General features: G+C 51.2%; 18 protein-coding genes and 1 pseudogene. 6 read left to right on the forward strand and 13 right to left on the reverse strand.

Translation table 11 applies throughout. The annotated features are described in order from the left end of the window. Positions 1-313 precede the first annotated feature (313 nt). The gene (locus BS640_RS20870) at positions 314-859 is read left to right on the forward strand and encodes a gamma carbonic anhydrase family protein (RefSeq protein WP_017493637.1); all 546 of its coding nucleotides are present in this window, start codon (positions 314-316) and stop codon (positions 857-859) included. 46 nt (positions 860-905) lie between these two features. Here the strand turns inward: BS640_RS20870 and aroE are convergent, their stop codons facing one another. The 5 genes and pseudogenes from aroE to dprA form a co-directional block, all read right to left on the reverse strand. After that, positions 906-1,724: a shikimate dehydrogenase gene (gene aroE / locus BS640_RS20875; RefSeq protein ID WP_084913266.1), complete on the reverse strand. Its 819-nt coding sequence runs from the start codon at positions 1,722-1,724 to the stop codon at positions 906-908. Positions 1,725-1,735: 11 nt separating this feature from the next. Further along, on the reverse strand, positions 1,736-2,305 hold the full coding sequence (tsaC, locus tag BS640_RS20880; protein WP_017493635.1) for an L-threonylcarbamoyladenylate synthase type 1 TsaC: 570 nt from the start codon (positions 2,303-2,305) through the stop codon (positions 1,736-1,738). Positions 2,306-2,312: 7 nt separating this feature from the next. Beyond that, complete coding sequence (locus BS640_RS20885; protein ID WP_017493634.1) at positions 2,313-2,858, reverse strand: DNA topoisomerase family protein; 546 nt, start codon at positions 2,856-2,858, stop codon at positions 2,313-2,315. A gap of 36 nt (positions 2,859-2,894) precedes the next feature. After that, a complete protein-coding gene (locus BS640_RS20890; RefSeq protein WP_017493633.1) occupies positions 2,895-3,368 on the reverse strand; it encodes a DUF494 family protein in 474 nt (157 codons plus the stop codon). Then, positions 3,340-4,525, reverse strand: a pseudogene (gene dprA, locus BS640_RS20895) (DNA-protecting protein DprA). The gene BS640_RS20890 and the pseudogene dprA overlap by 29 nt, the downstream one beginning before the upstream one ends. Positions 4,526-4,656: 131 nt before the next feature. On the opposite strand from dprA, the gene def reads away from it, so the two are divergent. From def to mscL, 5 genes are all read left to right on the forward strand, one after another. Next, positions 4,657-5,166 (forward strand): peptide deformylase, encoded by a 510-nt coding sequence (def, locus tag BS640_RS20900; protein WP_017493631.1) that lies wholly within the window; start codon positions 4,657-4,659, stop codon positions 5,164-5,166. Between the two features lie 52 nt (positions 5,167-5,218). Further along, the gene (fmt, locus tag BS640_RS20905) at positions 5,219-6,184 is read left to right on the forward strand and encodes a methionyl-tRNA formyltransferase (RefSeq protein ID WP_192504428.1); all 966 of its coding nucleotides are present in this window, start codon (positions 5,219-5,221) and stop codon (positions 6,182-6,184) included. A gap of 111 nt (positions 6,185-6,295) precedes the next feature. Next, positions 6,296-7,585 (forward strand): 16S rRNA (cytosine(967)-C(5))-methyltransferase RsmB, encoded by a 1,290-nt coding sequence (gene rsmB / locus BS640_RS20910; RefSeq protein ID WP_017493629.1) that lies wholly within the window; start codon positions 6,296-6,298, stop codon positions 7,583-7,585. A 49-nt stretch (positions 7,586-7,634) separates the two neighbouring features. Next, complete coding sequence (gene trkA, locus BS640_RS20915) at positions 7,635-9,011, forward strand: Trk system potassium transporter TrkA (RefSeq protein ID WP_017493628.1); 1,377 nt, start codon at positions 7,635-7,637, stop codon at positions 9,009-9,011. Between the two features lie 123 nt (positions 9,012-9,134). After that, complete coding sequence (gene mscL, locus BS640_RS20920; protein WP_084913267.1) at positions 9,135-9,542, forward strand: large-conductance mechanosensitive channel protein MscL; 408 nt, start codon at positions 9,135-9,137, stop codon at positions 9,540-9,542. A gap of 79 nt (positions 9,543-9,621) precedes the next feature. Here mscL and BS640_RS20925 read toward each other — a convergent pair whose 3' ends face one another. From BS640_RS20925 to rpsM, 8 genes are all read right to left on the reverse strand, one after another. After that, on the reverse strand, positions 9,622-9,813 hold the full coding sequence (locus BS640_RS20925; protein WP_017493625.1) for an alternative ribosome-rescue factor A: 192 nt from the start codon (positions 9,811-9,813) through the stop codon (positions 9,622-9,624). A gap of 63 nt (positions 9,814-9,876) precedes the next feature. Then, a complete protein-coding gene (gene zntR / locus BS640_RS20930) occupies positions 9,877-10,302 on the reverse strand; it encodes a Zn(2+)-responsive transcriptional regulator (RefSeq protein ID WP_017493624.1) in 426 nt (141 codons plus the stop codon). Position 10,303: 1 nt separating this feature from the next. Next, a complete protein-coding gene (locus tag BS640_RS20935) occupies positions 10,304-10,675 on the reverse strand; it encodes a DnaJ family domain-containing protein (RefSeq protein WP_084913268.1) in 372 nt (123 codons plus the stop codon). 158 nt (positions 10,676-10,833) lie between these two features. Further along, entirely contained in the window at positions 10,834-11,223 is a 390-nt protein-coding gene (gene rplQ / locus BS640_RS20940; protein WP_013573706.1) for a 50S ribosomal protein L17, read from the reverse strand. 40 nt (positions 11,224-11,263) lie between these two features. Next, positions 11,264-12,253 (reverse strand): DNA-directed RNA polymerase subunit alpha, encoded by a 990-nt coding sequence (locus tag BS640_RS20945; protein ID WP_002919219.1) that lies wholly within the window; start codon positions 12,251-12,253, stop codon positions 11,264-11,266. A gap of 25 nt (positions 12,254-12,278) precedes the next feature. After that, complete coding sequence (rpsD, locus tag BS640_RS20950; protein WP_017493622.1) at positions 12,279-12,899, reverse strand: 30S ribosomal protein S4; 621 nt, start codon at positions 12,897-12,899, stop codon at positions 12,279-12,281. A 30-nt stretch (positions 12,900-12,929) separates the two neighbouring features. Continuing rightward, entirely contained in the window at positions 12,930-13,319 is a 390-nt protein-coding gene (gene rpsK / locus BS640_RS20955) for a 30S ribosomal protein S11 (protein WP_004929731.1), read from the reverse strand. 17 nt (positions 13,320-13,336) lie between these two features. Further along, on the reverse strand, positions 13,337-13,693 hold the full coding sequence (gene rpsM / locus BS640_RS20960) for a 30S ribosomal protein S13 (protein ID WP_017493621.1): 357 nt from the start codon (positions 13,691-13,693) through the stop codon (positions 13,337-13,339). Positions 13,694-13,723: the final 30 nt, after the last annotated feature.

Consider the following 13,723-nt stretch of genomic DNA (forward strand, 5'->3'; position numbering starts at 1 on the left):
CGTATATTACGCTTTCCTCATTTGATGTCAACCGTTTATTTTCGCGGTCATCATCATTTTTAATTCTTTCCGACTTGTTCACACCGCGTTGCTGCTGCGTTGTTCCCTGTCGATGGAGCGGCATTATAGGGATCCCGATTTATTCCACAAGTGTTTTTTGATCTTTTAATTCCGACTGCCTGTTTTTCGCTCCTTTCGTGGAGTTCTTGTGCAATGAGGCGGTTTTATCAACGATCCTGTGGGGCAAAACTTTGTATTCATTGATCCAAAGACTATATTGCCAGAAGCGATCGTTCTCATAAGAGGGATAAAGATGTCTGACTTTTTACGTTCATATAAAGGAATGCGCCCAAAACTGGGCGAAAGAGTGATGGTTGATCCCACCAGCGTGGTGATTGGTGATGTGGATCTGGCAGATGACGTCAGCATTTGGCCGTTGGTTGCTATTCGAGGGGACGTGAATAACGTAGTGATTGGCTGTCGTAGCAATATCCAGGACGGCAGCGTACTGCATGTGACGCATCAGTCGACTCACAATGCCGAGGGCTTCCCTCTTATTATTGGGGAAGATGTGACGGTAGGACATAAGGCAATGCTGCACGGCTGCACGGTAGGTAACAGGGTGCTGGTCGGGATGGGATCGATTGTTCTCGATGGCGCAGTAATAGAAGATGACGTGATGATTGGTGCTGGCAGTCTGGTACCGCCGGGGAAAAGACTGGAGAGCGGCTATCTTTATCTGGGCAGCCCGGTTAAACAGATTCGCGAGCTAACGGCGGCAGAAATCGCGGGGCTTACCTACTCATCAAACAACTACGTTAAATGGAAGGATGAATACCTGTCTGGAGAAGACAAGTAGCCCCCTTCTTATTACCCAGGGGATCGGCAAACGATCCCCTGATGAATTATCCTGCCAAATCCTGCTTCAACTGCGCTAATACAGGTTCAATTTCCGGCATCACACCATGCCATAAATTGAAAGCATGTGCGGCTTGCCCCACCAGCATCCCTAAACCATCGGCCGTTTGCTCCGCACCGTGCTGTTTTGCCCAGGCAATGAACGGCGTTGGGCCAGCCTGATAGAACATATCGTAAATGCGGGTTTGCGGTGTGATGACTGATGAAGGCACGGCAGGCACCTCGCCTTTAATCCCGGATGCGGTCGCGTTGATAACCAAATCAAACGATTCGCCGCCTAGGTCTGCCAGCGCAATGGCATTGATATCGCCTTTGGCTTCGAAAATTGTATGCAGGTGCTGAGCACGCTCGAAGGTGCGGTTAGTCACAACAACGCGGCAACCGAAGTCCAGCAACGGGAGAATAACGCCGCGCGCCGCGCCGCCTGCGCCTACCAGCAGAACGCGGTCGCCTGACTTGAGCATCCCCAGACGCTGAAGATCGCTAATCATGCCGATGCCGTCGGTGTTATCGCCAAGCAGTCTGCCATCATCAAGCTTCTTCAGTGTGTTGACTGCACCACTTAGTGCAGCGCGGTCCGATAGCTCATCCGACTCGGCAAACGCGCGTTCCTTAAATGGAACAGTAATGTTCGCACCTTTTGCGCCATTGGCAAAAAAGCCGCGCAGCGTTTCTTCAAACTCTTCATGCGGCGCCAGGACGGTACCGTACTGGTGTGCTATCCCTGTCTGCTCCGCAAAGAGAGCGTGAATGCGCGGTGATTTGCTATGACTGATTGGATTACCGAATACAGCAAAAGATGACATGACAGCTTTCCTTAACCTTGACGTATAAGTTCGCCGGTGGCAGCGTCTTTGATTTCAGACGGATTTTCGCGCCCACCGACGAGCCCCTCCAATACCGGGAAGTCTGGCCCAAACTGCTGCTTAACGGCATCTGCCGTGCGGCAAGGGGGCTGAGCGCTGAGATTCGCACTGGTTGAAACCAGAGGTTTACCATACTGGCGACACAGTTGTTTTACTAAAGGATGATCGCTAACGCGGACGGCAAGCGAGCTGAAGCGTCCGGTGAGCCATTGCGGTGTATCAGGCTTGGCAGGCATGACCCAAGTCACCGGGCCTGGCCAGGTGGCAAAGATCTGCTCGCGTCTTTCGGCGCTCAGCTGAGAGTCATCGATATAAGGTAAGAGTTGCTCGTAGCTGTCGGCAATGAGGATCAGGCCCTTTTCTCTCGGCCTCTGTTTAAGAGCCAAAAGTGCCTCGACGGCGTATTCACTATCAGGATCGCACCCCAGGCCAAATACGGCTTCGGTAGGATAGGCGATAACCTGCTGGTTTTTTAATGCCTGCAAGATGACAGGCAAATTGAGTTCATTTTCTTTATTCATATCGTTTTCAATCTATTGTCACTACGGCTTTGCCGCAAAGCTTACTGGCACAAAAGAGTTTAATGCCCTGCGCCGTTTTCTTTTCCATTAATAATGGATACTGGCAGAACTCACAGCTCCCCGCGACCGGCTTGTTATTAATAACAAACTGGCAGTCGGGATAACGGTTGCAGGCGTGAAACGCTTTGCCGAACCGCGATTTACGCTGCAACAAATGCCCCTGAAAGCACTGCGGGCAAGGCACGGTAGTCTCTTCAGGTTTATCGATAACTTCTATATGGTCACATTCCGGATATTCGGAGCAGCCAATAAACATGCCGAATCGTCCCTGTCGTAGTACCAGAGTCGCCTGACATTTAGGGCAGTGTTGACCATCAAGGATTTTAACGATGTGTCCATCGGCCTGAGCTTTTAGCGGGCGAATATGCTGGCATTCAGGATAATTGGAGCAGCCGAGAAAAGGGCCGTGGCGACCACTACGGATCACCAAATCGGCCCCGCATTCCGGACAGATTTCATTTTGCTTCCCAGCAAAAAGCGTTGCTTTCGTCATACTCTGTGTTTTACCCGTTACCTGAATCAGAACGCTCTAATGCAGATAACCTTCATTAACATCAAATAGCAGCTCTTCCATTTGCTGATAAGCACTTTCATATCCTGGAATATTGAAGAGAACCATCAACACGACCCATTTCAGATCTTCAAGATCGAACTCGTCGGTATCCAGAGCCATAACACGATCGACGACCATCTCCCTGGTATCGACATTCAACACCTTAATCTGTTCCAGAAATAGCAGGAATCCCCGGCAGCTGACGTCTAATCGACTCATTTCTTCATCGGTATAAACTCTCAGAGCAAAAGGGTCTGCATCCAGCATATGCGATGGTGTACCGCCCTCTTGCAGATCAGCAAGTTTTTCAAGCCAATTTAACGCGTTGTGGATATCGGTTCGGTGAAATCCAGCTTCGGTTAAATCATCTGTTAGCCTATCTTGGTCGACACTCATCTCCGCTTCGTTGTGAATGTAAGTTTCAAATAAGTACATTAGTACGTCGAACATGGCCTGCCCTCCTAATTCGGACATAGCCGCCGGATACAGCTGCGATCCATCCTGCTAACTCCAGTTCGAGCAGTTGTCCTGCAACGACTGGCACAGGTTGGCCGGCACGTTCGGCGACGACGTCAACAGGTGTCACCTCATATCCTACGTTAGCCAACACATCGACAAATGGCAATTCAACTTCGGTATCTTCCGCACAAATATTTGCGTCAGGGGCAATTTTTTCTCTTATAAGGCTCGGATTGCCAAAAAATGACGAATTCTCGACGCTAAGCCAGGTCAGACCGCTACCAATATGCTCGGCAATATCGAGTGGGTCTGTCACCAGATATGCCCCCTGCTTGATAAGCCAATGTGCGCCCTCACTATTGGGATTATCCACTGAGCCCGGCAGTGCAAACACTTCCCTTCCCTGCTCAAGCGCACAGCGTGCAGTAATCAGTGAACCACTGCGCAAAGAGGCTTCGACAATCAGCACGCCGACGCTCAGGCCGCTGATAATGCGATTACGCCGCGGGAAGTTATGCGGCAGTGGCGGTGTCTCAAGGGAAAATTCAGAAACCAGCACGCCCCCGTTTTCCAGAATGCGTTCCGCCAGCGGGATGTGGCAACGGGGATGAACATGCTGCAACCCGTTTCCAAGCACCGCGACCGTTTTCCCCTGTGCTTCAAGCGTTGCGCGATGACAGATTCCGTCAATACCCATTTCCGTCAATACCCATCGCCAGCCCGCTGGTAAGGGTGAAACCGCTGTTAACCAGTCGTGCAGCAAAGTATTGCGCCCAATGTTCGCCGTAATGACTGCAGTTACGGCTGCCGACCATCGCCAGCTGCGGTGAAGCGAGCAACTCTGGCGGGCCTTTGACGTAAAGCAGCCTTGGCGGTGAGGCAATCTGTTTAAGCAAAGAGGGATAAGCGGGGCTATTAAGCGCAACGAGATGATGGCCTTCCCGCTCGGCCCATCGCAGGGAAGCGCTAATATCTAACGAACGAGGATGGAAAAAAGCGCTTATCTGAGCCTCGGTCAGCCCCAGCGAACGAAGCAAGGCAGGCGTGTGCCGGGGAGTTTCTGCCAAACAGTCGGCCAGTTGACATAACCTCATGACACCTAGCCCTTTTACCTCAGACAACCTGAGCCACACTTCCCGCTGTGCCATGTTGATTATTTCCCGTTAAACGCCGTGCTGGCGCTTTGCTCAATTGATAGACGATGCTGTCAATCAGAGCCGGAAATGTCTAGAATAGAGATTATATATCGTCAATCCTTTGAATAAAGATCCAGAGATTTATGTCCGTATTACAAATATTGCATTTCCCAGACGACAGGCTGCGCATTGTTGCTAAACCAGTCAAAGAAGTTAACGCCGAAATTCAGCAGATCGTGGATGATATGTTTGAAACCATGTATGCCGAAGAAGGCATCGGGCTGGCCGCGACTCAGGTTAACATCCACCAGCGCATCATCGTTATTGATGTGACTGATGATAAGAGCCAACAGCTTGTGCTAATCAACCCTGAACTGCTTGAGCAAAGCGGTGAAACGGGTATCGAAGAAGGCTGCCTGTCTATTCCCGATCAGCGCGGTCTGGTCCCTCGTGCGGCCAACGTTAAGATCCGTGCGCTCGACCGCAACGGCAAGAGCTTTGAGCTTGAAGCCGATGAACTGCTGGCTATCTGTATCCAGCACGAGATGGACCACCTGGTTGGTAAACTGTTCGTTGATTATTTATCGCCTCTGAAGCGTCAGCGTATCCGTCAGAAGATGGAAAAACTGGCAAAACTCAACGCTCGCGGCTAATCGCTGCGCGCTGCGTTGTGTCATTGCAGGTCAGATTTCTGGCCATGCGCTACTGGCTACTCATTACAGGACACGGACTTTGCGGATAATTTTCGCCGGTACACCTGATTTTGCAGCGCGTCATCTTGACGCGCTTTTAACTTCTGAGCACCAAATCGTTGGCGTTTTCACTCAGCCCGACCGCCCGGCAGGACGGGGAAACAAGCTAACGCCAAGCCCGGTTAAGACACTGGCCTTGCAGCACGACCTCCCGGTATTTCAGCCTAAATCACTGCGCCCTGAAGAGAGCCAGCAGTGTGTCGCCTCTCTGCAGGCCGATGTGATGGTAGTCGTTGCCTATGGGTTAATTCTGCCTAAGGCCGTACTGGCGATGCCGAAGCTTGGCTGTATCAACGTGCACGGTTCTCTGCTGCCTCGTTGGCGCGGCGCGGCACCTATCCAGCGTTCGCTGTGGGCCGGTGATGCCGAAACGGGTGTCACTATCATGCAGATGGACGTCGGGCTTGATACCGGCGACATGCTCTACAAGATTCACTGCCCAATTGAGGCAGAAGATACTAGCGCCTCGCTGTATGGCAAACTGGCAGACCTCGGCCCACAGGGCATGCTGCATACCCTGACGCAGCTCGAACAGGGTACGTCCAAGCCTGAAGTTCAGGACGAGTCATTAGTGACCTACGCCGAAAAGCTGAGCAAAGAAGAGGCCCGTCTGGATTGGTCCCTCGGTGCAGAGCAGCTCGAACGCTGTGTCCGCGCCTTTAATCCGTGGCCGGTGAGCTATTTTGTTATCGAAGAGCAGCCGGTAAAAGTCTGGCAAGCGCAGGTTATCGATAGCAATAACAGCGCAGCTAAGCCGGGCACTGTCCTGGCGGCTGACAAAAAAGGTATTCAGATTGCCACTGCGCAGGGCGTGCTGAACATTACCCAGCTCCAGCCTGCGGGTAAAAAACCGATGTCTGCTCAGGATCTGCTGAATTCACGCAGTGAATGGTTCACGCCAGGCACGATTTTAAACTAACAACGCCACCCGGCATCATCTTTACCATCTGGATGCCGGGTTCTGTACTCTTCTTCTCTTTATTTATGCTGGCTACGGTCGGTATGCTGACTGAGGTCAGCTTTTTTAACTATGAAAAACGCATATAACCTCCGCAGCATTGCTGCAAAAGCCATAAGCCAGGTTTTGGATCAGGGCCAGTCGCTGTCGACCGTGCTGCCGGGTTTGCAAAAAAGCATCGCAGATAAAGACAGAGCGCTGTTGCAAGAACTGTGTTTTGGCACATTGCGCGTATTGCCTCAGCTCGAATGGTGCCTGCAACAGCTGATGGCAAAACCCTTGACTGGGAAACAGCGTACGCTGCACTACCTGCTGATGGTCGGTCTATACCAGATGCTGCATACCCGCATTCCTGCACATGCCGTGTTGGCAGAGACCGTTGAAGGCGCCGTGGCGCTGAAGCGTCCTCAGCTCAAAGGCCTGATAAATGGCGTGCTTCGTCAGTTCCAGCGTCAGCAGGTTGATCTGATGCAGCGCGTCGAGAATACTGACAACCGTTATCTGCATCCAAGCTGGTTATTGAAGCGTATTAAAAATGCCTACCCTGACCAGTGGCAGCATATTGTTGATGCCAACAATCAGCGTCCGCCAATGTGGCTGCGCGTAAACCGTCAGCATCATACCCGCGAGGCTTATCTTGCCCTGCTGATCGAAGCCGGCATCGAAGCGCATCCCCATCCTGAATATCCCGACGCGCTGCGTCTGGAAACGCCGTGCGCCGTCACTGCGCTGCCGGGCTTCGAACAAGGCTGGGTTACCGTGCAGGATGCGTCGGCACAAGGAAGCGTTAGCCTGCTCTCTCCTAAAGACGGTGAGTCAATCCTCGATCTTTGCTGCGCACCGGGCGGAAAAACCACGCATATCCTTGAAGCTGCCCCCAAAGCGCACGTTCTCGCGGTCGACGTCGATGAAAAGCGTCTCCTTCGTGTACATGAAAACCTGCAACGCCTCGGCCTGCATGCCGAAGTTAAGCAAGGTGACGGGCGTGAGCCACACGTCTGGGCGACCGGAAAAACCTTTGACAAAATTCTGCTCGATGCGCCCTGCTCCGCGACCGGCGTCATTCGCCGTCATCCGGATATCAAATGGCTCCGTCGCGACAGCGATATCGCCGAACTGGCTCGCCTGCAGGCAGAAATTCTTGAAGCTATCTGGCCATGCCTAAAGTCAGGTGGCGTGCTGGTTTATGCCACCTGCTCCATCCTGCCGGATGAAAATAGCGAGCAGATTTCCGCGTTCCTTAAACTGCACCCCGATGCGCAACTGGTAGAAACCGGCAGTCTCAATCAACCGGGGCGGCAGAATCTTCCTGATGCGCAGAGTGGCGATGGCTTCTATTACGCTAAGCTGATTAAAGGCTAACGTCTTTTCGACGGCCCTTGACGACATTTAAGGCAATACAGAGAGTGCTATGAAAATAATAATTCTCGGTGCTGGCCAGGTTGGCGGTACGCTCGCGGAAAATCTGGTGGGTGAAAACAACGACATCACTATCGTTGATACCAATACAACGCGTCTGCGCCAGCTGCAGGACAAGTTCGATCTGCGCGTCGTTCAGGGGCACGGATCCCATCCGCGGGTGCTGCGTGAAGCGGGTGCAGAAGATGCCGATATGCTGATCGCGGTCACCAATTCGGATGAAACCAATATGGTGGCCTGCCAGATAGCCTATTCGTTGTTTAACACGCCTAATCGTATTGCGCGCATACGCTCTCCCGAATACATTCGCGAGTCAGAGAAGCTTTTCCAGCCTGAAGCGGTGCCCATTGATCACCTGATTTCGCCAGAACAGCTAGTCATTGACTACATCTACAAGCTTATCGAATATCCGGGTGCGCTACAGGTGGTTAACTTTGCCGAAGGCAAGGTCAGTATCGCAGCAGTAAAAGCCTATTATGGTGGACCGCTGGTTGGCAGCGCGCTGTCGGCGATGCGCGAACATATGCCGCATATCGATACACGCGTTGCGGCGATATTTCGTCAGGACCGTCCGATTCGTCCTCAAGGGTCGACCATTATCGAGGCCGGTGATGAAGTATTTTTCGTTGCCGCTTCGCAGCATATCCGTGCAGTAATGAGCGAGCTTCAGCGCCTCGAAAAACCCTATAAACGCATCATGATTGTCGGCGGCGGTAACGTCGGTGCAGGTCTTGCACGTCGCCTCGAGAAGAATTACAGCGTGAAACTTATCGAGCGCGATCAACAGCGCGCGGCCGAGCTGGCGGAGCTGCTACAGGATACCATCGTGTTCTACGGCGATGCTTCTGACCAGGAACTGTTGGCTGAAGAGCACGTTGAGCAGGTGGACGTTTTCATCGCCATCACCAACGATGACGAGGCAAACATCATGTCGGCGATGTTGGCAAAACGCATGGGGGCCAAGAAGGCAATGGTGCTGATTCAGCGCAGCGCCTACGTTGATCTGGTTCAGGGCAGCGTTATCGATATTGCTATTTCACCGCAGCAGGCCACGATTTCCGCCCTGCTGGGCCACGTACGCAAAGCCGATATTGTCAGCGTTTCATCCCTGCGCCGCGGTGTGGCTGAAGCCATTGAGGCGATTGCTCACGGTGATGAGAGCACGTCTAAAGTGGTAGGCCGCACGGTTGAACAGATTAAACTGCCACCGGGTACCACCATCGGTGCCGTGGTTCGCGGCAATGAGGTTATCATCGCTAATGGAACAACCCGCATTCAGCAGGGTGATCATGTGGTGATGTTCATCACCGATAAAAAATTCGTTCGTGATGTGGAAAGACTGTTCCAGCCGAGTCCATTCTTCCTGTAAACAGTTTACTTAAGTGAAATTTATCAACTAAATAAGCATTTATCGTTAACTTTGGTAGCGGATTGGCTCCAAATAGTCTTTACTTTGACTGACATAAATATGGATTTGCCAAGGAGTTAGTTTATGAGTTTTTTGAAAGAGTTTCGTGAATTTGCCATGCGCGGCAACGTTGTAGACTTGGCAGTCGGTGTAATCATCGGTGCAGCATTTGGCAAAATTGTTTCATCTTTGGTTGCCGACATCATTATGCCTCCGCTGGGTCTGCTGATTGGTGGGGTTGATTTCAAATCCTTCCAGTGGGTACTCCGCGATGCTGTAGGAACGACGCCCGCCGTCGTAATGCATTACGGTATCTTTATTCAGAACATTTTTGACTTCCTGATTGTTGCATTAGCTATCTTTATTGCCATTTCACTCATGAACAAAATGCGTAAGAAAGAAGAAGCAGCGCCGGCCAAACCTGCTGACGACGTCGTATTACTTACCGAAATTCGTGATTTGCTGAAAGACCAGCAGACGCCTAAGCTTTAAATAACGAATAAAAACTAAAAAGCCATCGCATGTCGATGGCTTTTTTATTGCTTGAACGGGAAGAGCAGTTTTAACGATTTTATGCGGCCATTGCCGTAAAACCGTTAAGACTGCCCTCCCAGCTTGCTGCCTTACCTTTTTTATCTTTCCGACTATAGCTGCCTTTTCCTTTCAGATTCTTTTCTACTCGTTGACGGAACAGCGGATCGTGCAGCAATGCCTGAACGGCGTTGTCTTGAATAACACCTTTCTTATGTTGATAATCGCTCATGTTGACCTCTTTGTGTGATTGAACTGCAGCACCGTGGCTGCGATGACAAATTTATGCCCAATTTTACCGTTTTGCAATATCCCCACTGGCTCCATTTTCGAGCGCCTCAATGATAGAACAACTGCGACTCGAGTGTTCGCCGCCACAACAGGCTGCACTGAGACGCTGCAGTGAATCACGCATGCGGATTAGTTCAGTCAGCTTATGTTCAACCTCGGCGAGACGGCTATCAACGATCGATTTGGATTCCTGGCAGGTATGATGCGCCGGATCGATACGGATCGACAATAACTCACCGATCGTCTCCAACGTGAAGCCGATCGTTTTCGCATAGCGAATGAAGCGCAGCCTCTGAAGACAGTTTTCGGTGTAAAGACGATAACCCGCTTCGCTACGTTCACCGAGCGACATCATGCCCTGTTTTTCATAATAGCGAATGGTATCGGGCGTCACGTCAGCAAGCTTGGCTAATTCACCAATCTTATACATATTATGCTCCATTCAGGTGATTCTGTAGCTTTTCACGGTAAAGCCTGTCGTCCAGGAAGTCAGTATTCATCCCTGCCTGCTGTAGCCGTAGCCTGAGAACCTTTAAACGCTTTTCAGCCTGAACATGATCGTCAGACCCCTCGGCAACCTGCTCCAACAACGTCTGGAGGTCCAATGCCTCTTTTCGGTCCTGAATCGCTGCGGGGACATATCCCGCATTTTTGAGGATACGATAAGCAACGCGCAGCTCCCTGGGAACACCACTGTCGTCATCCAGCACCAAAGGAGCGCCGGCACCGGGAAGGTTGTCGAACTCACCTCTGCTTTGTGCATCAAGGATCTGTCTTTCTGCCCATTGGTCACTGAGAAACATAGGGTCTCCTTCAAACTTTGACGGGTACGGGAACTAGCATAGCGCGATGGACGTAAAGAGGGAAATAGCGGTGACCGGATCGGTTGCATTGCGGTGTATCAAAATTCAGGCGTAAAAAAACCGGGCACTTAGGCCCGGTCTTTTCATGCATCTACAGATTATTCAGCAGTTGCTACTTCTGCTTTTGACTCTGCACGATCAACGAGCTCGATGTATGCCATCGGCGCATTGTCGCCTGCACGGAAACCACACTTCAGAATACGAGTGTAACCACCGGCACGGCTCGCGAAACGCGGGCCCAGTTCATTAAACAGTTTTGCCACGATCTCGTTATCACGAGTACGGGCGAATGCCAGACGACGATTTGCAACGTTGTCGGTCTTGGCAAGAGTAATCAGCGGCTCAACAACGCGACGCAGCTCTTTCGCTTTCGGCAGGGTCGTCTTGATTATTTCATGACGAACCAAAGAGCCGGCCATGTTACGGAACATAGCCTGTCGGTGGCTGCTGTTACGGTTCAGTTGACGACCACTCTTACGATGGCGCATGACCTTATCCTTCTCAGTAAAACCTTAACCTGTGATCCGGTTACTCGTCAGCAATACTTGCCGGTGGCCAGTTTTCCAGGCGCATGCCCAGAGACAAACCACGGGAAGCAAGTACGTCTTTAATCTCAGTAAGAGATTTTTTACCTAAGTTAGGCGTCTTAAGAAGCTCAACTTCGGTACGCTGTACCAGATCACCGATGTAGTGGATTGCTTCTGCTTTGAGGCAGTTAGCAGAGCGGACAGTCAATTCCAGATCGTCAACAGGGCGCAGCAGGATTGGATCGAACTCCGGCTTCTCTTCTTTGACTTCTGGTTGACGTACATCACGTAAATCAACAAAAGCTTCAAGTTGTTCAGCAAGAATGGTTGCCGCACGACGGATCGCCTCTTCAGGATCGATCGTACCGTTGGTTTCCATTTCGATAACCAGCTTGTCCAAATCAGTACGCTGTTCTACACGCGCTGCTTCAACATTGTAGGCAATACGCTCTACAGGGCTGTAGCATGCATCTACTAACAGACGACCAATTGGGCGCTCATCTTCTTCCGAATGAATTCGGGCAGACGCCGGCACATAACCACGGCCGCGCTGAACTTTGATACGCATGCTGATAGCAGCGTTTTCATCAGTCAGGTGGCAGATAACGTGTTGCGGCTTGACGATTTCGACATCACCATCATGGGTAATGTCGGCTGCAGTCACAGGGCCAATGCCAGACTTATTCAGGGTAAGAATAACTTCATCTTTCCCTTGAACTCTCACCGCCAGCCCTTTCAGGTTGAGCAGGATTTCCAGGATATCTTCCTGTACGCCTTCTTTGGTGCTGTACTCATGCAGTACACCATCAATCTCAACCTCGGTCACCGCGCAACCCGGCATGGATGAAAGCAGAATACGGCGCAGTGCGTTGCCTAAAGTATGGCCAAAGCCACGCTCTAATGGCTCAAGGGTCACCTTGGCGTGCGTCGAACTGACTTGCTCGATATCTACCAGGCGCGGTTTTAGAAACTCTGTCACAGAACCCTGCATTGTGTCCTCTCTTTGGTACTAAGCTTTACTTGGAGTAAAGCTCGACGATCAGGTGTTCGTTAATGTCAGCTGACAGATCGGTACGTTCAGGATTACGTTTGAACTGACCTTCCATCTTAGCAGCATCAACTTCAAGCCAAGTCGGCTTTTCACGCTGTTCAGCCAACTCCAAAGCGGCCTTCACGCGAGATTGCTTTTTAGCTTTCTCACGGATGCTGACAACGTCATTCGGAGATACCTGATAAGAAGCGATGTTGACAACGCGACCGTTTACCATAACAGCTTTATGGCTAACCAGCTGACGTGACTCTGCACGCGTAGCGCCGAAGCCCATACGGTAAACAACGTTATCCAGACGACCTTCCAGAAGTTGCAACAGGTTTTCACCGGTGTTGCCCTTCAGGCGGGCTGCTTCTTGGTAGTAGTTACGGAACTGACGCTCCAGAACACCGTAGGTACGGCGAACTTTTTGCTTTTCACGTAACTGCACGCCATAGTCAGACAGACGCGGTTTACGCGCACCGTGCTGACCAGGAGCTTGATCAATCTTACACTTGGTATCGATCGCGCGAACACCAGATTTAAGGAATAAATCTGTGCCCTCACGACGGCTAAGCTTGAGCTTAGGACCCAAATATCTTGCCATTTTCTCTCTCCAACAATCCTAAAAGCAGCGTTATACGCGACGCTTTTTCGGCGGACGACAACCGTTATGAGGGATAGGAGTCACATCAGTAATATTAGTGATGCGGAAACCAGCCGCGTTTAACGCGCGGATAGTAGACTCACGACCAGGACCAGGTCCTTTAACCATAACTTCCAGATTCTTGATACCGTACTCTTTCACTGCATCTGCACAGCGCTCTGCTGCAACCTGAGCTGCGAACGGAGTTGATTTACGGGAACCACGGAAACCGGAACCACCAGCTGTTGCCCAACCCAAAGCATTACCCTGACGATCGGTAATAGTCACAATGGTGTTGTTGAAAGACGCATGGATATGAGCCACGCCGTCAGAGACTTGTTTTCTTACACGCTTGCGTGTACGAACAGGTGCCTTTGCCATTTATTCAATCACCCCGATTATTTCTTGATCGGTTTACGCGGACCCTTACGGGTACGTGCGTTAGTCTTGGTACGCTGACCGCGTACTGGAAGACCACGACGATGGCGTAAACCACGATAAGTTCCAAGGTCCATAAGACGCTTGATGCTCAGGGTGACTTCACGACGCAGATCACCTTCAACAACGAACTTGGCGACTTCGTCACGCAGCAATTCGATTTGCTCTTCAGACAGCTCTCTGATCTTAACATTTTCGGCAATACCAGACGCAGCACAGATAGCCTGTGAACGGGTTTTACCGATGCCGTAGATCGAGGTTAACGCGATTACGGTATGTTTCTGATCAGGAATGTTAATGCCTGCTATACGGGCCACTATGCACTCCTACTATTTATATACGGCAAC

It is taken from the genome of Rouxiella badensis (assembly GCF_002093665.1).
Taxonomy (GTDB): domain Bacteria; phylum Pseudomonadota; class Gammaproteobacteria; order Enterobacterales; family Enterobacteriaceae; genus Rouxiella; species Rouxiella badensis.

What these genes read in the sequence shown, in the direction of transcription:
- rpsD (WP_017493622.1), bottom strand. Translation starts at nt 12,899, where the DNA reads ATGGCAAGATATTTGGGTCCTAAGCTCAAGCTTAGCCGTCGTGAGGGC.
- BS640_RS20925 (WP_017493625.1), bottom strand. Translation starts at nt 9,813, where the DNA reads ATGAGCGATTATCAACATAAGAAAGGTGTTATTCAAGACAACGCCGTT.
- zntR (WP_017493624.1), bottom strand. Translation starts at nt 10,302, where the DNA reads ATGTATAAGATTGGTGAATTAGCCAAGCTTGCTGACGTGACGCCCGAT.
- BS640_RS20945 (WP_002919219.1), bottom strand. Translation starts at nt 12,253, where the DNA reads ATGCAGGGTTCTGTGACAGAGTTTCTAAAACCGCGCCTGGTAGATATC.
- rpsK (WP_004929731.1), bottom strand. Translation starts at nt 13,319, where the DNA reads ATGGCAAAGGCACCTGTTCGTACACGCAAGCGTGTAAGAAAACAAGTC.
- aroE (WP_084913266.1), bottom strand. Translation starts at nt 1,724, where the DNA reads ATGTCATCTTTTGCTGTATTCGGTAATCCAATCAGTCATAGCAAATCA.
- tsaC (WP_017493635.1), bottom strand. Translation starts at nt 2,305, where the DNA reads ATGAATAAAGAAAATGAACTCAATTTGCCTGTCATCTTGCAGGCATTA.
- BS640_RS20885 (WP_017493634.1), bottom strand. Translation starts at nt 2,858, where the DNA reads ATGACGAAAGCAACGCTTTTTGCTGGGAAGCAAAATGAAATCTGTCCG.
- BS640_RS20935 (WP_084913268.1), bottom strand. Translation starts at nt 10,675, where the DNA reads ATGTTTCTCAGTGACCAATGGGCAGAAAGACAGATCCTTGATGCACAA.
- rsmB (WP_017493629.1), top strand. Translation starts at nt 6,296, where the DNA reads ATGAAAAACGCATATAACCTCCGCAGCATTGCTGCAAAAGCCATAAGC.
- def (WP_017493631.1), top strand. Translation starts at nt 4,657, where the DNA reads ATGTCCGTATTACAAATATTGCATTTCCCAGACGACAGGCTGCGCATT.
- BS640_RS20870 (WP_017493637.1), top strand. Translation starts at nt 314, where the DNA reads ATGTCTGACTTTTTACGTTCATATAAAGGAATGCGCCCAAAACTGGGC.
- rplQ (WP_013573706.1), bottom strand. Translation starts at nt 11,223, where the DNA reads ATGCGCCATCGTAAGAGTGGTCGTCAACTGAACCGTAACAGCAGCCAC.
- mscL (WP_084913267.1), top strand. Translation starts at nt 9,135, where the DNA reads ATGAGTTTTTTGAAAGAGTTTCGTGAATTTGCCATGCGCGGCAACGTT.
- BS640_RS20890 (WP_017493633.1), bottom strand. Translation starts at nt 3,368, where the DNA reads ATGTTCGACGTACTAATGTACTTATTTGAAACTTACATTCACAACGAA.
- trkA (WP_017493628.1), top strand. Translation starts at nt 7,635, where the DNA reads ATGAAAATAATAATTCTCGGTGCTGGCCAGGTTGGCGGTACGCTCGCG.